Annotated in this window: 12 protein-coding genes; 8 read left to right on the forward strand and 4 right to left on the reverse strand. The window is 70.6% G+C overall.

Features of this window, described 5'->3' with window-relative positions:
* The first annotated feature begins 32 nt into the window (after nt 1-32).
* Together LQK93_RS09340 and LQK93_RS09345 are read left to right on the forward strand one after the other, a co-directional pair.
* Entirely contained in the window at nt 33-896 is an 864-nt protein-coding gene (locus LQK93_RS09340; protein ID WP_374971264.1) for a carbohydrate ABC transporter permease, read from the forward strand.
* On the forward strand, nt 896-1,747 hold the full coding sequence (locus tag LQK93_RS09345) for a carbohydrate ABC transporter permease (protein WP_374971265.1): 852 nt from the start codon (nt 896-898) through the stop codon (nt 1,745-1,747). The genes LQK93_RS09340 and LQK93_RS09345 overlap by 1 nt, the downstream gene beginning before the upstream one ends.
* A gap of 45 nt (nt 1,748-1,792) precedes the next feature.
* Here the strand turns inward: LQK93_RS09345 and LQK93_RS09350 are convergent, their stop codons facing one another.
* Nucleotides 1,793-2,125, reverse strand: a complete 333-nt coding sequence (locus LQK93_RS09350) for a cupin domain-containing protein (RefSeq protein ID WP_374971266.1) — start codon at nt 2,123-2,125, stop codon at nt 1,793-1,795.
* 47 nt (nt 2,126-2,172) lie between these two features.
* Here LQK93_RS09350 and LQK93_RS09355 point away from each other — a divergent pair, with 47 nt between their 5' ends.
* Nucleotides 2,173-2,634 (forward strand): VOC family protein, encoded by a 462-nt coding sequence (locus tag LQK93_RS09355; RefSeq protein ID WP_374971267.1) that lies wholly within the window; start codon nt 2,173-2,175, stop codon nt 2,632-2,634.
* Nucleotides 2,635-2,895: 261 nt separating this feature from the next.
* Here LQK93_RS09355 and LQK93_RS09360 read toward each other — a convergent pair whose 3' ends face one another.
* Complete coding sequence (locus LQK93_RS09360; protein ID WP_374971268.1) at nt 2,896-4,017, reverse strand: carbohydrate kinase family protein; 1,122 nt, start codon at nt 4,015-4,017, stop codon at nt 2,896-2,898.
* A gap of 117 nt (nt 4,018-4,134) precedes the next feature.
* On the opposite strand from LQK93_RS09360, the gene LQK93_RS09365 reads away from it, so the two are divergent.
* Nucleotides 4,135-5,511, forward strand: coding sequence for a 6-phospho-beta-glucosidase (locus tag LQK93_RS09365; protein WP_374971269.1), 1,377 nt, complete (start codon nt 4,135-4,137; stop codon nt 5,509-5,511).
* A gap of 33 nt (nt 5,512-5,544) precedes the next feature.
* Here LQK93_RS09365 and LQK93_RS09370 read toward each other — a convergent pair whose 3' ends face one another.
* Nucleotides 5,545-6,699, reverse strand: a complete 1,155-nt coding sequence (locus LQK93_RS09370) for a sensor histidine kinase (RefSeq protein ID WP_374971270.1) — start codon at nt 6,697-6,699, stop codon at nt 5,545-5,547.
* Nucleotides 6,699-7,370 (reverse strand): response regulator transcription factor, encoded by a 672-nt coding sequence (locus tag LQK93_RS09375; RefSeq protein WP_374971271.1) that lies wholly within the window; start codon nt 7,368-7,370, stop codon nt 6,699-6,701. Before LQK93_RS09375 ends, LQK93_RS09370 begins: the two co-directional genes overlap by 1 nt.
* Before the next feature lie 311 nt (nt 7,371-7,681).
* Between LQK93_RS09375 and LQK93_RS09380 the strand changes: the two genes are divergently transcribed.
* From LQK93_RS09380 to LQK93_RS09395, 4 genes are all read left to right on the forward strand, one after another.
* Complete coding sequence (locus LQK93_RS09380) at nt 7,682-13,150, forward strand: IPT/TIG domain-containing protein (protein WP_374971272.1); 5,469 nt, start codon at nt 7,682-7,684, stop codon at nt 13,148-13,150.
* 161 nt (nt 13,151-13,311) lie between these two features.
* Nucleotides 13,312-14,607 carry a multicopper oxidase domain-containing protein gene (locus tag LQK93_RS09385; protein WP_374971273.1) on the forward strand — a complete coding sequence of 432 codons (1,296 nt, stop codon included), beginning with the start codon at nt 13,312-13,314 and terminating at the stop codon, nt 14,605-14,607.
* Between the two features lie 21 nt (nt 14,608-14,628).
* Nucleotides 14,629-15,963, forward strand: a complete 1,335-nt coding sequence (locus LQK93_RS09390; protein ID WP_374971274.1) for a multicopper oxidase domain-containing protein — start codon at nt 14,629-14,631, stop codon at nt 15,961-15,963.
* A gap of 10 nt (nt 15,964-15,973) precedes the next feature.
* The gene (locus LQK93_RS09395; protein WP_374971275.1) at nt 15,974-19,189 is read left to right on the forward strand and encodes a multicopper oxidase domain-containing protein; all 3,216 of its coding nucleotides are present in this window, start codon (nt 15,974-15,976) and stop codon (nt 19,187-19,189) included.
* The last annotated feature ends 54 nt before the right edge of the window (nt 19,190-19,243 follow it).

The following is a 19,243-nucleotide window of genomic DNA, read 5'->3' on the forward strand; positions in this document are numbered from 1 at the left end:
GCGGGCGCCAGGACCGCAACCTGTGGTTCTGGGTGTTCGTCGGCCCGTTCGTGATCGGCCTGGTCGTCTTCGTCTACATCCCGATCGCCTGGTCGATCTACCTGTCGTTCTTCGACGCGTACAACACCGTCACGCCCACGAGGTTCGTCGGGATGGGCAACTACCTCGACATGCTGCGCGATCCGGCGTTCCGCAGCAGCCTGCTGACCTTCCTCGCCTTCGCGGTCTTCATCGTGCCGACGACGTTCGTGCTGTCGCTCGGCGCGGCGCTGCTGGTGGCCCGCACGAAGGTCATGCAGTCGTTCTTCCGGTCGGTCTTCTTCCTGCCGACCGCCTGCTCCTACGTCGTGGCCTCGCTCATCTGGAAGATGTCGATCTTCAGCGGCATCCGCTCGGGCCTGGCCAACGCGGCGCTCGGCGTCTTCGGCATCGACTCGATCCCGTGGCTGAGCCTCGCCGACCCGCCGTGGTACTGGCTCGTCATCGTGACCGCCCGCCTGTGGCTGCAGATCGGCTTCTACATGATCCTGTTCCTCGCCGGCATCCAGCGGATCAGCCCGACCCTCTACGAGGCGGCGGCCATCGACGGCGCAGAGGGGTGGAAGGTCTTCCGCCACATCACCCTGCCGCAGCTGCGCGCGACGTCGACGGCGGTGCTGCTGCTCCTGCTCATCAACGCGTTCCAGGCGTTCGACGAGTTCTACAACATCCTGTCGACCTTTGGCACCTACCCTCCCTATGCGCGGCCGCCGCTCGTCTACCTCTACTACACGGCGCTCGGGTCGGGCCAGGACTTCGGCCACGGCTCGGCGGGTGCCGTCATCCTCACCCTCATCATCGCGATCATCGCGGTGGTGCAGGGCCGCTTCCTCCGGCTCGGCGACAGGGGCGAATGATGGCGATCGTCCGCAGCAAGAGGCAGTCCCGCGTCGCGGGATGGGCCCGCTACAGCGCCCTGGCGGTCGGGGCCATCCTGTTCCTCATCCCCTTCTACCTGCTGCTGCGCAGCGCCTTCATGCGCGAGCAGGACCTCGGCTCGCCCGACTTCCACTGGCTGCCGCCGCAGTGGGAGACCTCCAACCTCACCGGCCTCTTCAGCAACCCGGCGATCCCGATGGCGCGCAGCCTCGTCAACTCCGGGCTCATCTCCGTGGCCCAGACCATCGGCGTGCTCGTCCTCTCGGGGCTCGCCGGCTACGGCCTGGCCCGCATCCCGTACCGCTGGTCCAACGCCGTCTTCTACGTCATCACCGCGACGCTGCTCATACCGGCTGCGGTGACGTTCGTGCCGAGCTTCGTGCTCGTCTCGACGCTCGGCTGGATCTCGACGCTGCGCGGCCTCATCATCCCGGGCCTCTTCCAGGCACTCGCGACGTTCCTCTTCCGGCAGTTCTTCCTCGGCTTCCCCAAGGAGATCGAGGAGGCGGCCTTCATCGACGGCCTCGGCTACTGGGGCACCTTCTGGAGGATCGTCGTCCCGAACTCGATGGGCTTCGTCGCCGCGATCGGCACGATCACCTTCATCGGGTCGTGGAACGCGTTCCTGTGGCCGCTCGTCATCGGCCGCGACCAGGAGTCGTGGACGGTGCAGATCGCGCTGTCGACCTTCCTGACGGCACAGTCGGTGCAGGTGAGCCAGCTCTTCATGGCCGCGCTCGTGGCGATCGTGCCGCTGCTGCTGATGTTCCTCTTCCTGCAGCGCTGGATCGTCGAGGGCGTCGAGCGCACCGGAATCGCCGGCGACTGAGCGCCCACCGAGGCGTATGCCGGGTGCCCGGCTGCGCGGTCGGGCTCAGTCGCGGATGGCGACGGTGAGAAGCACCGCCGAGTCCTCGAGCGCCTCGAGGGAGTGACGCGTCATCGGGACGATGAGCAGGTCGCCCGGCGCGCCGTCCCACGAGACGTCGCCGGCCTTGAGCCGAACGCGCCCGCGCAGGACCTGCACCGTCGACTCCCCGTGGCTCTCGTGCTCGGTCAGGGACTGGCCCGCCACCAGGGCGACGACGGTCTGGCGCAGCACGTGCTCGTGGCCGCCGTACACCGTGTCGGCCGCGCGGCCGTTCGAGGCGCGGGTGGCGTGCTCCAGCAGCTCACGCGCGAGGGCGGTCAGCGACGACTTCTCCATGGATTCACGATGGCACTCGTCGCTGCGCCGCGCCTAGGGTGAGCGATATGACAGCGACGGAGCAGGTCAGGCGGCCTGGGCAGGTCAGGCAGGTGCAGGTGACGTTCGACTGCGCCGATCCCGAGCGGGTGGCGCGCTTCTGGTGTGAGGTCCTCGGCTACGAGGTGCCAGCCCCGCCGCCCGGATTCGACTCGTGGGGCGACTTCGACCGGTCGCTCCCGCCCGAGCGGCAGGGTTCGGCGTTCGCGTGCGAGGACCCCACCGGTGCCGGCCCGCGGCTCTACTTCCAGCGTGTGCCCGAGGGCAAGGTCGTCAAGAACCGCCTGCACCTCGACGTGCGCGTCGGCACCGGCCTGACCGGGAAGGAGCGTGTCGACGCCCTCGAGGCCGAGGCTGCCCGTCTGGAGCCGCTCGGTGCCACCCGCGTACGCCTGCTGGTCTCCGACGACTTCGAGGAGTCGTGCCTCGTCATGCAGGACGTCGAGGGCAACGAGTTCTGCCTCGACTGACTTCTGGTGCCGGCGCTCGACCCGGACTCCCGGCGGCGTGATACGTCAGTGTTTCGCCCAGCGAAACACTGACGTAGGCGGCCGGGGTCGTGGGCGGCGGGCGGACTTCCCCGAAGTGCTACGTCACTGTTTCGCCTCGCGAAACACTGACGTAGGCAGCCGGGGTCGTGGGCGGCGGGCGGACTCCCGGCGACGCGCTACGACACTGTTGCGCCCAGCGAAACACTGACGTAGGCGGCTGCGGCCGGGCCCTGGGCTCGGTCAGTCGAGGTCGTGGACGTCGGCGCGGCGGGCGATCGTCGCCGTCGCGCGACGGGTCGCCATGACCGGCACTCGCGGCACGATGTCGTCGAGGAACGCGAACCGGCGGCGCAGCGACCGGTGGTAGGCGTCCGCGCTCGTGTCGGCGACCAGCGCGTTCCACCAGTCGGCGAGGTCGCCCCAGCCGGGGGCCGCCAGCGACCCGCCGTACTGCTGGATCGAGAGGCCCGCGCACAGGCTGGCGAACGCCATCCGCTGCTGCAGCGGCCACTCGGCGAGCGTGCCGACGAGCAGCGCCGCGCCGAAGACGTCGCCGGCGCCGGTCGGGTCGACGGCGTGGACGCACAGCGACGGCACGCTCGCCTCCTCGCCGGTGCGGGCATCGATGCCGAGGGCCCCCTCCGAGCCGTTCGTGACGATGGCGACCGGCACCCGGTCGGCCAGGGCGTAGACGGCCTCCGCGGGCGATCCCGTCCCGGTGTAGGCCATCGCCTCCACGGCGTTGGGCATGAAGACGTCGCAGCGCTCGAGCCGGTCGAGGACGTCCGGCGACCACCGCTCCGCGGGGTCCCAGCCCACGTCGGCGAAGACCAGAGCGCCGTTGCCGCGGGCCTGGTCCACCCACGTGGGGCCGCTCGTGCCCCACACCTCGTCCTCGCCGAGGTCGACCATGACGGCGCGCGAGCGCGGCGGCGTGCCGATGAGCTCGCTGGCCGGGACGGGTGAGGGGTGGCCGTGGGACACCATGCTGCGGTCGCGGTCCACCGACATCGAGACGGTCACCGGGCTGTGCCAGTCGGCGAAGCGACGGCTCGAGCCGAGGTCGATCCCCTCCTGCTCCTCGAGGGTGCGCCAGCAGAAGTCGCCGTAGTCGTCGTCGCTGAAGGCGGCCGCCAGGCCGGTGCGCAGGCCGAGGCGACGGGTCGCCACGGCGAGGTTCGCGATGCCGCCGGGGCACGACGCGAGCCCCTCTGCCCACACCTCCGTGCCCGGTTTCGGAGCGCTCGGCAGCCCGGCGAAGATCATGTCGAGGAACACGGTGCCCCAGACGAACACGTCGAGCGAGGGCTCGTCGGCGGCACGCCGCGCGGCGAGCGGGTCGAAGGACTGGTGGAGAGGCACGCACCCATGATCCTCCATGCGCGTCGACGACTCGCCGCGTTGCCCTCGCCGCCTGTCCCGAGTCCCGTCCGGAGGAGCGCTCCGCGCCAGTTGGTACCGTCCAAGAATGGTGGCGCGATGAAGCTCGTGATCCTCGGCGGCGGCGGGTTCCGCGTGCCGCTCGTCCACGGTGCCCTCCTGCGCGACGCCGCAGAGGCGTCGACGGCTCGCGTCACCGAGGTGGCGCTCCACGACACGGATGCCACCCGGCTGGCCGTCATGCAGCGGGTCCTCGCGGCGCAGGCTGCTGCGCACTCCGCCGCACGCCCGGGTGCGGTCGTCTCGCCGCCGGCGGTCACCGCCACGACCGACCTCGACACCGCTCTGGACGGCGCCGACTTCGTCTTCTCGGCCATGCGGGTCGGCGGTCTCGAGGGCCGCACCGCCGACGAGCGGATCGCCCTCGACCTCGGGCTGCTCGGCCAGGAGACCACGGGTCCGGGGGGTGTCGGCTACGGCCTGCGCACGGTGCCGGTCGCGCTCGACGTGGCTGAACGCATACGTCGTCTGGCGCCCGAGGCGTGGGTCATCAACTTCACCAACCCGGCGGGGATGATCACCCAGGCGATGCAGACGGTGCTCGGTGAGCGGGTCGTCGGCATCTGCGACTCGCCGCTCGGGCTCGCCAAGCGCGCGGCGGGAGTGCTCGGGCACGGCCTCGACGACCTCGAGATCGACTACGCCGGGCTCAACCACCTGGGCTGGCTCACCGGCCTGCGGCTCGACGGGCGCGACCTGCTGCCCGAGCTGATCGCCGACGGGGCCGCGCTCGGCGCGATCGAGGAGGGGCACCTCTTCGGGACAGAGTGGCTGCAGGCGCTCGGGTCGCTGCCCAACGAGTACCTCTACTACTACTACTTCACGCGCGACGCGATCGCCCAGATCACAAGCGCGCCGCAGACCCGCGGCGAGTACCTCGTCGCCCAGCAGGCCGACTTCTACTCCGCCGTGGCGGCCTCGCGCGACGACGCCTGGCAGCGGTGGGACGCGGTGCGGCGCGAGCGCAACGCGACGTACATGCAGGAGACCCGCGAGTCCGACGACGGCGAGTCGCACGAGCGGGCGGAGGCCGATGTCGAGGGCGGCGGCTACGAGGGGGTGGCCCTCGCCCTCATGGCGGCGATCGCCCGTGACGAGCCGGCGCGCCTGATCCTCAACGTGCGCAACGGGACTGCCGTCCCCGGGCTCTCCGCCGACGCGGTCGTCGAGGTGCCGTGCCGCGTCGACGCCTCGGGTCCGGTGCCGCTGCCGATCAGCGCGCTGGCGGGCCACGCGCTCGGCCTCGCCCAGCAGGTGAAGGCCGTCGACGAGCTCGTCATCCGGGCGGCCGTCGAACGGTCGAGGTCGCTCGCCGTCGAGGCGTTCGCCCTGCACCCCCTGGTCGACTCCGTCACCGTCGCGCGACAGCTGCTCGACGGCTACCGCCACCGGCTGCCCGAGCACTACGCCTGGTAGCTCGGGGATACCGCATACGACGATCCACCTGGCTCATGCCGCCGGAGGAGCCAGCGTGACGTCGGCGCGGGCTCTCCGGGCGAACCGAGAGGGACTGTGCCACAGCGCGACCCGCTTGGCAGGCGCGGGCACCTGCGCCTCGTCGGGACGCACCGGAGCCAGAGGCAACCGGGGCTCCAGGGGGAGGATCATCGCGACGTCCGCCCCACCCCAGGGAGAGACCCCGAGCTGCACCCACCCCCCGCGGCGCGTCGCCACGTCGCGCACGAGCGACAGGCCCAGGCCGGTCTGGGACAGGTCGTCGCGGACACCGTCGAGCACGTGACCGGGTGGCTGGCCCGCCGACGAGCGGAGCATGTCGGCGGTGAAGCCGCGACCCGAGTCGGCGACACCCAGCGCGATCGCGTCCCGCATCGGTCGCGCATACAGCAGGATCGTGTCCTCGTCGTCCTCGGTGTAGCGCAGCGCGTTCTCGATCAGCGTGTCGAGGCAGGCGCGCAGCCGCTCGCTCGAGCAGTGGATGCTCAGCGTGGGGGACTCGACCTGCCAGTTGCGCTGGGCCACCGCCGACCACCGCGCGGCGGTCTGGCGCAGGACCGCGTCGAGCTCCACCTGGGATAGCTCGAACTCCGTGCCGACCCGCATGCTGCGCACCAGGCGCTCGCAGACCCGGGTCAGGCGCGCCAGCTCCTCGTCGACGACCTGCAGGTCTTCCCGGTCCTCGCCGTCAGGCGTCCGGTCCGTCACCAGCTCGAGGTAGCCGCGGGCGATCATGAGCGGCGAGCGCATCTCGTGGGACGTGCGCAAGGTCAGCAGCTCGCGCATCGTCGACTCCGCGCGCTCGCGCGCCGCGTGCTCCGTGAGGTCGGCCAGCGCCTGCTGGCGACGCCGCACGTGCCAGATCATCAGCACCATGAGCAGCAGCATGAGCGGGATCTCGGTGGTCTCCTGCCAGTCGAGGACACCGGTTGTGACCCGATACAGGAGGATCGCGCCGGTGACGCCCGTGAAGAGGCCCAGGCCCACCCAGGTGGACCGGCGGCTCCACTGCTCGAGCCCGAAGCAGAGGGCGAAGGCGGCCCAACCCAGGTGGTAGGGCACGGTCTCGCTGCCGGGCAGGGCGATCATCGCGGCGGAGCTGAGCGCCGCGACGCCACACCACAGCAGGAGCATCCGGTGGCGCGCCATCAGGCGTCCTCGTACAGGCCGTAACCGACACCGCGCAGCGTCTCGATCGGGATGTCCTGACCGAGCTTCGCCCGGAGCCTCCCGACGCAGACCTCGACGACATTGCTGCCCGGGTCGAAGTCGAGGTGCCAGACGTCATGGAGCAGCTCCTCCCGACGGCACACCTGCCCGCAGCGCCGCATGAGGTGGGCGAGCAGCCCGACCTCGCGTTCGGTGAGCGAGGCGCTGACGGAACGGAACGTCGCGCGACGCCGGTCGAGGTCGAGCCGTATGCCGCCGACCTCGAGGCAGCGGTCCTCGGGCTGCGTGCGCGGCACGCCGACGTTGCGGCGGATGCGGGCGAGCAGCTCGGTCAGGCTGAACGGCTTGGCCACGACGTCGACCGCCCCCCGGTCGAGCACCTCCACCCGCGTGGCCACGTCGGTGACACCGGACAGCACGATCACCGGTGTCGTCCGCTTGTGCTCGTTCAGCGCGTTGAGAACCGCCATCCCACCCAGGCCCGGCATGACCAGGTCGAGGACGACCAGGTCGACCGCCTTGGTGGCCAGCCCATCGATCGCGGCACTCGCCGACGCTGCCGTCACCACTGAGTGACCCTGCGACGACAGCGACTTGGCCAGCAGCGTACGAATTCGTTCCTCATCGTCTACGACCATCACCGTAGCCATGAGAGACCCCCCTCTCCCGGATGCCGATCAGTATGGGTGGGTGCGCACCACCTTTGGGGGTGAAACGACGACAAGTGGGTAGGAGCTGCTGCCCCGAACCCGGGCGTACCGCCGCACAACGGGCGCGCAGATGACAGGAAAATGACGGATGCCCGTATGCCTCCTGACGGGTCCGTGAGCCCAGAGCCACCGCCTCGGTGACAGTCCGCTGAGTGGCAGGCGCATCTGCGTCCGGCGTCCTGACGTCGCGTGCGACGTTTCGCCGGAGAACGGGCTCGCACTGAGCCCGCCGTATCACGTGGGGGGTTGCCGTGGACGTGGCCAAGCTGCGCAGACGTTCCGTTCCGATCATCGCGAGCCTGAGTGCGCTCGCCATCGCCGGCGTGGCCCAGCTGGGTGGGCCGCTGGCCGCCGCCGCGGCGGCCTCGCGCCCGGCGGCAACACCGGTCACCGCGCCCGCGGCAGCCGCGCCCGCCGTCGTGACGGTCGCCGACTGTCCGACCGGTGCTGCCGCCGGGAGCGGCTGCATCTCGCTCGCGGTCACAAGCGCGCGCACGGTGGCTGACAACAAGTCGACCTCGACCCCGACCTTCGTCCAGAAGGGCGACCCCGTCGGGACGTACCAGTGGATGATCAACGAGGACAACACCGGCGACCCGGGCACGGATGCTGCACCTCTCTTCGACAAGTGCCTCCCGTCGCGGGCCCCCGGAGGCAGCACCAAGCCGGCGAGCCCGGCGCCCGGTGACCCGACGGAGCCGTACGCCGACTCATGCCCCTGGCCCTCGGTGCGCACGACCTCCGGCCACGCGGCCATCGTTGCGCAGGGCACCGAGAAGGACCTGGCCAAGGCCACGCTGCTGCAGGGCCTCAAGCCCGGCAAGTACCTGATCTCGGTGACCGCCCCAGACTTCAAGATCGACGGGGCGCACTTCAGCGTCGTGGCCGGCCGGCAGACGGCAGTCGCGGTCGCGATGCAGCCGCTGCCGCTGCCCCTGGCGACGATCCGCATCCAGGTCTTCAACGACAACGTCCCCGTCGACGGCACCTACGAGGCCGACGCGGAGCAGGGGCTCTCGAACTTCACTGCGACGCTGACCGACGTGCTCGGGCTCGTGAGCACCGACTACTACGGCAACGCCCTGTGCACCGTCTACGTCCACGACGGGGCGGGACGGATGACGTTCGGCAAGGACGGCAAGCCCGTGGTCGACACGGCGCACTCGACGGGTCGGTGCACGAGCGACCGGACCGGCGAGATCGTCATCCCGAACCTCGGCCCGAACCGCTACGCCGCCACCGTCGCCCCGCCCGCCGGACAGGCCGGCTGGGTGCAGACGACGACGCTCGAGGGCGGCCACGACCACGACATCTGGATCCAGGAGGGCGACACCGGCGACGACAACGAGGTCGTCAAGGGCGCCGAGCACGTGCCGGCAACCCAGTTCGGCTTCGTCCGCGTCAAGGCGATGAGCGTGCCGAGGAGGAACGCGCCGACCGGCGAGATCAAGGGCGTCGTCATCGCCGGCCTGCCCTACATCGGCGGCCAGAACGGCCTCGACGTCCCCGGCGGCGGCTGGGCCGGGGCGAAGTCCGGCGGCCCGATCGCAGCACCGTGGGTCGCCCTCTCGGACCTGGGCGGCGGCGACGGCGCGATCTACGTGGGTCGCGGCGCCGCGAACGGCTCGTACGACATCAAGAACGTTCCTGACGGTTCCTACCAGCTCACGCTGTGGGACGACGCGCAGGACTACATCATCGACAGCTTCAACGTCGAGGTCTCCGGCGGCGAGGTCTACGACGTCGGCAACCACATGCTCGTCGGGTGGTTCACGCACCTCAAGGGAACGGTGTTCGTCGACGACAACGGCAACGGCAAGCGCGACCCGGGCGAGGCGCCGGTGCCCCAGTTCGCACTGACGGTGCGCGAGCGCGACAACTCGCTGATGGACCAGGCCACGAACACGGTCACCACGAACGACCAGGGCGTCTACGACATCAAGGAGGTCTACCCGCTCAGCAAGTGGCTCGTCCTCGAGGCGTTCAACACCCGGTACCGCACCACCGGCGTCACCTACAAGGGCGACAACGAGGACACCCCGACGACGATCCGGGGCGGTCTCGTCGACGTCAGCGTGCTACCCGTCCTCGGGCTCGGCGGCACCGTCGACTGGGGCGTCGAGCCCTACGGCGCCACCGAGAACGGCGGTATCGCCGCCACCGTGTCCTACGACACGACCCGCAACGAACTCGACCCGGCGGATGCCGTGAGCGAGTCCTACCAGCCCGGCATCCCCGGTGTCGACATGCACGTGTACGCCACCGTGCCGTGCCCGACCACCGACCCCACCGCCATGGCGAACTCCTGCCGGCAGGGCAAGGCCATCGTGCCCCTGTCCGTGCCCAACCCCGAATACGACGCCAACACGAACCCCGGTGTGCCGCAGACCATCCCGAACCCCGACCCGGAGCGCGGCGCACTCGTCAAGGGCGCCGAGCAGCAACCGAGCTACCAGACGGAGCTGTGGGCCGCGCCGCGCGGCTGCACCGCCAAGCAGTGGGACGGCACCCCACTGACCGACCAGAAGGCCCTGCCCGAGTCGGGTCCGACGGCCAACAACCTCTGCGTCGAGTCGCCGATGATGGGCGTTCAGACGGGGCCGTCCGACAGCACGGACGGCGCCGCCGGCCAGACCGTGAACGGCAACTACGGCTTCGGCAGCCTTCCCGCGGGCGACTACATCGTCAGCGCCGACATCCCCAGAGACCCGGTCGACGGCAAGCCGATGTACCAGGTCACCAAGGAGGAGGACGTCAACGTCTTCGACGGCGACACCTACCTGCCCCAGGAGAACTACCCGCCGAACGCTGCAGAGGCCGCGTCCTCGGGCCCCGGAACGGGCAACCAGGCCACCCCGCCGTCGCAGCCGCCGTCGTCGGGCGCCGGGATCATCTCGCCGTGCGCCGGTGCCCTGCACACGGTGAAGGTCAGCAACCAGGCCTTCCTGGACGCCGGTGGCAGCCCCTTCGAGGGGCAGGACCGACCGCTCTGCGACTCGAAGCTCGTCACCGTACGCAGCGGACAGACCGTGGCGCCCAACTTCAACCTCTTCACCCCGGTGCCGCTCCCGACGCACTTCTGGGGCCTGACGATCAACGACCTCGGGCTGTCGCTCGACAAGCGCAGCGCGAACTACGGTGAGGCTCAAGGTCTTCCGCACGTGCCCGTGGGTCTCTACGACTGGAGCGGCCGTCTCGTCGACACCGTGCACACCGACTTCAACGGCTTCTACGAGGCCCTCGAGCCGTCGACGAGCACCTACAACTGCCCGGTCCCGGCCGGACCGTGCCCGAACATGTACCGCTTCACCGGCAACGACCCGGGTGCACCGGGCAACCCCAACCCCGACTACGACCCCGCGTATCGCACCATCAGCGCGACGTTCCAGGGCTGGCCGGGCCTCTACACGGTCACGGACACGGCGCCGACGCAGGCAGCCGCCACCGTCCTGGCACCGGGAACCACCGCGTCCAACCCGGCGCGCTGCGACCTCGGGGCGGCCAACCCGCAGCTGCTCGCCGTGGACCACCCGTACGTCCGCCCGACCGGCACGGGACGCACGGTCACCGTCACCGGCAAGGGTTTCGGGGCGACCCGTGGCACCGGTTCGGTCACGCTGACCAACACCGCCGGCCAGGCCGTTCCCGGTGTCACCGTCTCGAGCTGGTCCGACACGAGCATCTCCTTCACGGTTCCGCCTCTGACGACGACGACCACTCCGAGCACCAAGGGCGCGCTCAAGATCTCGATCACCAACGGCTCCAAGCGCTCTACCTATAACGGTCTGACCGTCTGGAACCTCGATGCGACCACGGCCAAATCGACATCCGACAACCCGCAAATGGTTGAGGTGAAGCCTGGTACGAAGTACTCGACGGTGCAGGCGGCCCTCGAGTTCGCCAATCCCACCACGTCGCAGCCGTACTGGCTGGTGGTCGTGTGGCCGGGTTCGCCCACCACGCTCAACCCGCGCGGTGAGTACAACGAGAACCTGATCGTGCACCACCGTGTCGCGATCCAGGGCGTCGGCCCCGGCGGCTTCACCACCAGGCCCGACGGCTCCCAGCAGTGGGTGCCCGGCTCGATCATCGACGGTTCCGGCTTCAGCCCGGACCTTCCCAGTGGCACGGCCTGGATCGGCCTGCTGTCACGGCTGCGCTACAGCGGCGAAGCCGATGTGCCGGATGCCGCCACCATCACGGTGCTCGACGACCAGGGCAAGCCCGTCATCGCCGCAGCCCCCGTCGCCATCGACGGCTTCCAGATCACGGGGGGTGCCCAGGCCGACTTCGCAGGCAACGTCAACGTGCTCACGGGTGGCGTCAAGACGCCGTACGGGGCCACCGGCTCCCTGGTGACGCAGGGCGGCGGCATCTACCTCCACAACAACAACCAGAGCACCCGGATCACCGACAACGTCATCGTCGGCAACAGCGGCAGCTACGGCGGCGGCATCCGGGTCGGCACCCCCTACACCGGCGACAACCGCAACTACGACACTCTCATCGCCGACAACCAGGTGCTCAACAACGGCGGGACCAACCTCGCCGGCGGCATCGGCCTCTTCACCGGCAGCGACGGCTACAAGGTGCAGCACAACGCCATCTGCGGCAACTTCTCCGCGGAGTACGGCGGCGCCGTGACGGCCTTCGGCTACCAGGCCAACCGGAGGAGTGGCGCCAGCGGCGGGACCATCTCGGGCAACACCGTCTGGTTCAACAGCTCGTACGACGAGGGCGGCGCGATCATGCTGGCCGGCGAGCTTCCCGCCACCCCGACGGGGCTCAGCCCCGGCACCGGGCCGGTCACGGTCGACGGCAACGTCATCGACGCCAACATCGCGAGCGACGACGGCGGCGGCATCCGCCTCCTCCAGGTGGCCGGATCGCACGTCACCAAGGCCGACCCGCAGTGGATCACGATCTCCAACAACACCGTGACCAACAACGTCTCGGCCCACGAGGGTGGCGGCGTCGCCCTCGACGACGCTCCGTTCGTGAAGTTCGTCAACAACACCGTCGCCGGCAACATGACGACGGCGACCGCGGTCACCTCCGACGGTCAGCCGGCACCAGCGGGCCTGTCGACGGGGCCGAACAGCGACCAGCTGATGGCGCGGCTGAACAGCAGCGGCAGCAACGGCTTCAGCACCTCGCAGACCGCCGGCCAGGCGAGCTTCAGCAACCCGGTCCTGCTGAACGACGTCTTCAACGACAACCGGGCGGGAACCTTCGTCGGCGGCTACGTCTACGGCATCGGTGGCCCCCTGCCCGACGGCACGGCCAACACGACCGACCACTGGGACATGGGCGTCGTGGGGGGACCGGGCCTGCTGCACCCGATCGGTTCGGTCATCCAGACGTCGACAGGCGCCGACGCGGGCGTGCAGACCAAGGTCACCGACACGCCCGGGCTCGTCGACCCGACGCCCGAGCTCACCGTCACGGTGCTCGCGTCGCGCACGTTCCCCGGGTTCCGGGAGGCCGCCATCGTCACGGCACTCCTGCCGCCGAGGCTGCGGGCCGACTACCACCTCACCGGGACGGGGGCGGCAGCCCACGCCGTCGGACCGGTCAGTGCGAGCGCCACGCTGGGCACCGCCTGGACGGTCACCGTCACGGCCCCGGCGCGCGACATCGACGGGGACCCGCGACCGACGACTCCGGCCCCGACGACGCCGACGCCGATCGACGCAGGCTCCGACCAGGTGAGGCCGTGATGCGTCGCCACTCACCACCCCGGGGCGCGACACCTCCCGATGAGGTCCTCCCTCCCCCATCGCGCCCCGGGGTCCGCACCTCCCTCACCCCAGTCGGGCACGCCGACCAACCACACGCCGATGGACCGGTGCACCGGTCGATCCGACCAATGGAGCAGACCATGAACGACGAGAGCAGCGTCTTCACCGAAGTCGCCTCGACGGAGCGCACCGGCCTCGGGCGACGGGCGGTCATCCTCGGCGCCGCCGGCGCCCTCGGTGCGGCAGCCCTCGGCTCGAGGGCCTCCCTCGGGAGCGCCGCGGCGATGCCGAGGGTCGTCACGCCGCAGGCCACTGCGGCGGGCCCGAAGAAGTCCGTGCACCTGGCCGGCACGGACGGCTGGGTGAGCATGCCGGCGAACTCACCCGCCGACCCGCCGTTCTTCCCCGACTCGCTGGCCCCGGACGGGTTCGACACGTACGTCTTCGGGTTCCGCGACGTCACGGGGTTCACCGCGGAGCAGGTGGCGGCGACGCGCGGGAAGGCGCAGATCAGTGCGCCGATGCTCGCCTTCGACGAGGGCGACGACATCACCATCACGCTGAGCAACCTCGGCCTGCTGCAGCGGCCCGACCTGTTCGACGGGCACACCCTGCACTGGCACGGGTTCGTCAACGCGATCCCGCTCTTCGACGGCGTGCCGGAGCTGTCGCTGTCGGTGCCCATCGGGCGCGACCTGTCCTACTTCTACCGGGCGCGCGACGCGGGCACGTACATGTACCACTGCCACTTCGAGGACGTCGAGCACGTGCAGATGGGCATGACGGGCATGGTGTTCGTGCGGCCGGCCCAGAACAAGGGCACGGGCTCCGTCCCCCCGGGCAAGTACGCATACAACGACGGCGACGGGAGCACCCGCTACGACCGCGAGTTCGCCTTCATGATGACCGAGCTGTGGTCGGCCGCCCACTACCGCGACGCCCACATCCAGGTCAGTGACTGGACCGACTACGCGCCCAGCTTCTGGCTGCTCAACGGCCGCGGCTATCCCGACACGGTGGCTCCCGGCGGCGACCCGCGCTCGCCGGCCGCCGGGCGCCTCCAGTACCAGCCGATCAGCTCGCTCATCACGTGCAACGTCGGCGAGACGGTGCTGCTTCGCCTGTCGAACCTCGGCTACCAGAACCACGCGATGACGCTCGACAACGTCGACATGACGGTGATCGCCAAGGACGCGAGCCTGCTGCGTGGCCGGGACGGCACGTCGAACTACCAGCTCACCAACAGCGTCGACGTCGGCCCCGGGGAGAGCCGTGACGTGCTCCTCACCCCGACCCGCCCCGGCGAGTACCTGCTCTACGACCGGACCCACGGCCTCACCGGCAACGGTGGGGCGGCGGGGCTCGGCGGCATGATGACCGTCCTCCGCGTCGGCGCACCCGGGGCCTACGGCCCCCAGACCCAGCCCAACACCTGACGAGTCGACGAAGGGACGATCATGCGACTCAACCGATCACGTGGTGCCCGCAGCCGGGCGCCGTTCAAGGCCCGGATCCGCGGGCGTGCACCGGTGGCAGTGGGCGTGGCTGCGGTCGTGGCCGCCACCGCCCTCGGCGCCACCTCCGGCGCGCAGGCGGCGACGTCCGAGGGCCTGCTCTGCGAGAAGGGCAACCAGGGCACGTTCTCGCTGGCGGCCCGGGACGGCTACGTCTCCACCCCGGACGGCAACTCCATCTACTCGTGGGGCTACAGCCTGAGCTCCGGGCGCTTCCAGCTGCCCGGCCCGGTCCTGTGCGTCACCTCGGGCCAGACGGTCACCGTCGTCCTGCACAACGAGCTGCCCGAGGCGACCTCGATCGTCTTCCCGGGCCAGCACGGCGTCACTGCCGACGGCAACCCGGCACAACCGCAGTTCGACGCCACCAGTCACGAGCTGACCTCGATGGTGCAGCCGGCGGCCGCGACCTCGGGCTCCGTGACCTACCAGTTCAAGGCCGGATCGCCCGGCACCTACCTCTACACGAGCGGCACCGACGTCACGAAGCAGCAGGAGATGGGGCTCTTCGGTGCCCTCGTCGTGCGCCCGGCGACGGCGTCCGGCCAGGTCAACGACCGCTCCGACTCGGCGTTCAACCCGCAGCACGAGTACGTCTTCCTCCTCTCGGAGATCGACCCCGACGTGCACCTGGCCGTCGAGCGCAAGCAACCGGTGGACTGGTCTGCATACAACGCTCGCTACTACATGATCAACGGCCGCAGCATGCCGGACACGTTGGCCCCGAACAAGGCGTCGTGGCTGCCCAACCAGCCCTACGGGGCCCTCGTGCACGTCAAGCCGTGGGACGCCGCGACCAACCCGCTGCCCGCCGCCATCCGCTACCTCAACGCGGGCCGCGTGAACTTCCCGTTCCACCCGCACGGCAGCGACGAGCGGGTGGTCAACAAGGACGGCCACGCGCTGGTGGGGGCCAAGGGCGAGGACCTGTCGTACCTCAAGTACGACCTCGACGTGATGCCAGGCCAGACGGTCGACGCGCTCATGGACTGGCGCGACGTCGAGCACTGGAACCCGACGACCAACCCGGTCCCGACCCAGCTGCCCGTCATCACCGACCAGCTGCTCGTCGGCACCGACACGTGGTTCAACGAGAGCCCGTACCTCGGTGAGCAGGGGACCTTCCCCTCGAACATCACGGTGAACAACGAGTGCGGCGAGTACTACCACGTGGCCCACAGCCACGCGCTCCAGCAGGCGACCAACTACGGCGCGACCTTCGGCGGCATGATGACGGTCTTCCGCATCGACCCGCCCGCCGGTTGCCCGGTGAAGTGAGGCGACTCCGATGACATCTCGACCCAGCCTCCGGCTCCGTCTCGGCGTCTCCGCCGTCGCTGCCGCGCTCTCGACCGTCCCGCTCGCGGGCACGGCGCTCGCCGCCACGACTGCGTATGCCGTCACGCCGGCCTCCGTGCCCACGTCGGGCGCTGCCGTGGCACCGTCCACGGCCTCCACCGCCGCTACTGCCGCACCCGCGGCTCCGGTCGGGAAGCTGACGCCGAACACGCCCGGCTGCACCCTGACGCCCGCGTCGGGGACCGACCCGGAGGTCGTTGCGTGCGACCTGTGGGCCAAGCCGGGGACGAACGAGTTCCTGTCGCAGTCGATCCCGATCTGGGGGTATTCGACGACAGAGGCGGGCGCGGCGACCGCGCCCGGCCCGGTCATCGTGGCCAGGCAGGGCGACGTCGTGAAGCTGACCCTCCACAACGGCCTCGGCGAGGCGACGTCTCTCGCCCTGCCGGGGCAGGCGGCGGGAGACTTCTCCGCCGGCCTGCCGAGCAAGGTCACGGGCACCGCGCCCGACACGGACGGCATCGCGCCCGGGGCGACCGCGACGTACTCGTTCACGGCCTCCCGGGCCGGCACGTTCCTCTACGAGGCCGGCCACACCGCCGGTGGCGCCCGCCAGGTCGCCATGGGTCTCGCCGGTGCGCTCGTCGTGCTCTCGACGGACGGCACGGCATACGGCCAGTCCTACGACGACGAGGCGGTGCTCGTGCTCAGCGAGATCGACCCCGCGCTCAACGCCGACCCGGCCAAGTTCACCGACCTGCGCGAGTTCAAGCCGAAGTTCCGGCTCATCAACGGCAAGCCGTTCCCCTCGACCGACCCGGTCGCGACCGACCAGGGCCACAAGGTCCTGCTGCGCTACGTCAACGCAGGGACGGAGCTGCACCCGATGAGCCTGCTCGGCGGTGAGCAGCAGCTGCTCTCGAACGACGGGCACGCCCTCGGCACGCCGGAGCCCTCCGTCGTCGCCGCCGTCGACCCCGGCGTGACGATGGACTCGCTCGTCACGATGCCCTCAGGGCCCGAGGCGAAGGTGGCGCTCTTCGAGTCGGCAGCCCAGCTCGACAACGGCGGCCAGACCACGGCCGACCCCCTGTCGGTCGCCTTCGGCGGCATGCTCACCTTCCTCGACACGAACGCGCCGCCGCCGAGCACCGACTCCGTGGGGCCGGCCTCGACCGCGGTCGCCGTCACGCCCAACCCTGCCGACGGCACGGGAGCGGTCACGGTGACTGCCACGGTGACCGACGCCACCAGCGGCGGATCGGCCATCGACCAAGCGGAACTCGTCGTCGACGACGACGTCGCGACGATCGCCGCGGGCTCGAGCCCCATCCAGATGACCGGCACGTTCGGCAGCAGCTCTGCAGTCGTGACAGGCACCATCCCTGCGAGCGCAACGGCGGCGCAGTGCTCCTCGTCGAACCCGCCGGTCGACCTGCACTGCCTCAGCTCGAGCAAGCACACGATCTACGTCCGCGGTCACGACACCGCCCTCAACTGGGGCGTCGTCGGCTCGGTGACCCTCAACCTGGCCAAGACGGGCCCGCAGACGGTGGCGGGCACGGTCAGCCCGAACCCGGCCAACGGCACGGGCACCGTCACGCTCAGCGCCACGGGCGACGACACCGCGGCCGGTGGCACGATCACGGCCGGCGAGTACTTCGTCGGCACGCCGGGCGTCGACGGCACGGGGTTCGCGATGACGCCGAACCGCTCGGCCGCGAAGGTCGCGCTCACCGCCACCATTCCGGCGGCCAGCGTGAAGGCGGCCGGCGAGGGCACGACGCACCTCTTCGTCCACAGCCTAAACAGCCAGGGCATCTGGGGGCCGCCCCTCGACGTGCCACTGGTCGTCGACACCACCGCTCCGCAGGTCAACGCGGCCTCGGTCGGGCCCAACCCGACCAACGGAGTGGTCAGCTCGAAGGCCTACCCCGGCTACCTCGTGGTCTCGACCGAGGTCGAGGACCGGGACGCCGGCGGTGCCACGCAGAGCAACATCACGGGCGCCGAGGCCTTCCTCGACCCGGGAAGCGCACCGGTCTTCGGCAAGGGCCTCACGCTCATCGCGGTCGACGGCGCCTTCGACTCACCGAAGGAGCAGGCGTACGGCCTCATCCCGCTGACGCAGATCAAGGCGCTCCCGGCGGGCGAGCACACCGTCTTCGTCCACGCCAAGGACGCGGCAGGCAACTGGGGCGACCTCACCGCGGGCAATGCCCTCGTGCGGCTCCTCGTCGACAAGACGGCGCCGGTCCTCGGGACGATGACCGGCAGCCCGACCCCGACGAACGGTGCGACGACGCTGACCCTCTCGGCCGGCGTCACCGAGACGACGCTGCCGTCGTACGTCGGTGCGCGCCTCCAGGGCGCCGAGTTCTGGACCGGCACGACCGACCCCGGCGCGGGCAAGGCCACCCCTGTCCAGATCACCGACAACGGCACCGGCGTCACGGCGACGATCCCGCTCGCCGGCATCCAGTCGGGCCTCGTCCAGTTCAACCTCCGCGTCCAGGATGCGGCCGGCAACTGGAGCAACGCCGCCTCGGTGACCGTCAAGGTCGTCCGCCCCAACCCGATCTTCAGCGACACGTTCGACACCAACTCGCTGTCGAGGTGGTCTGCACGGACCGGTGCGGTCACGACGAGCCCAGCCGCCGGCATGCCGCTCGGCACCGGCAACTACGGCATGGTCGCGACCGGTTCCCGCAACCCGGCGTTCGTCACCGACAACACGCCGTCGGCCGAGACGACCTACCACGCGCAGTTCGCGTTCAACGCCAACACCCTCTCGTCGGGCACCAGCCCGACAGCGTGGGTGACGGTGTTCGAGGGACGGACGACCGCGGGGCAGGCGGTGGCGGTGCAGTTCCACCGCATCGGTGGTACGGGCTCAGGACAGGTCCGGCTCGTCATGGCCCGCAACGCCGGTGGGAACCTCACTGGCCCCGCGGTGACCCTGCCGACCGGCAACCGCACCGTGCGCGTCGACTGGCAGCAGGGAGCGACGGCGACGGGCGCGACGCCGGGTCGTGCCGTCCTCTCGGTGGACGGCACGGCGCGGACCACCCTGCTCGGCGCCAACAACAACACTGCGCTGCGCATCGAGGCTGCACGCCTCGGTCTCAGCGCCGGCACCACGTCGACCACGGCGGGCACGGCCTGGTTCGACAGCTTCACCTCGACCCGGAACAGCCTTCCCTGATCCGGTCCCACCTCGTGCCGGGGTCACCTGCCCGTGACCCCGGCCGCCAACCTC

The organism is Terrabacter sp. BE26, from assembly GCF_041941675.1.
Lineage (GTDB): Bacteria > Actinomycetota > Actinomycetes > Actinomycetales > Dermatophilaceae > Terrabacter.

Excerpts from the sequence above, each read along its gene's own strand:
- LQK93_RS09345 (WP_374971265.1), top strand. The coding sequence starts at position 896 with ATGGCGATCGTCCGCAGCAAGAGGCAGTCCCGCGTCGCGGGATGGGCC.
- LQK93_RS09350 (WP_374971266.1), bottom strand. The coding sequence starts at position 2,125 with ATGGAGAAGTCGTCGCTGACCGCCCTCGCGCGTGAGCTGCTGGAGCAC.
- LQK93_RS09355 (WP_374971267.1), top strand. The coding sequence starts at position 2,173 with ATGACAGCGACGGAGCAGGTCAGGCGGCCTGGGCAGGTCAGGCAGGTG.
- LQK93_RS09365 (WP_374971269.1), top strand. The coding sequence starts at position 4,135 with ATGAAGCTCGTGATCCTCGGCGGCGGCGGGTTCCGCGTGCCGCTCGTC.
- LQK93_RS09370 (WP_374971270.1), bottom strand. The coding sequence starts at position 6,699 with ATGGCGCGCCACCGGATGCTCCTGCTGTGGTGTGGCGTCGCGGCGCTC.
- LQK93_RS09375 (WP_374971271.1), bottom strand. The coding sequence starts at position 7,370 with ATGGCTACGGTGATGGTCGTAGACGATGAGGAACGAATTCGTACGCTG.
- LQK93_RS09385 (WP_374971273.1), top strand. The coding sequence starts at position 13,312 with ATGAACGACGAGAGCAGCGTCTTCACCGAAGTCGCCTCGACGGAGCGC.
- LQK93_RS09390 (WP_374971274.1), top strand. The coding sequence starts at position 14,629 with ATGCGACTCAACCGATCACGTGGTGCCCGCAGCCGGGCGCCGTTCAAG.
- LQK93_RS09395 (WP_374971275.1), top strand. The coding sequence starts at position 15,974 with ATGACATCTCGACCCAGCCTCCGGCTCCGTCTCGGCGTCTCCGCCGTC.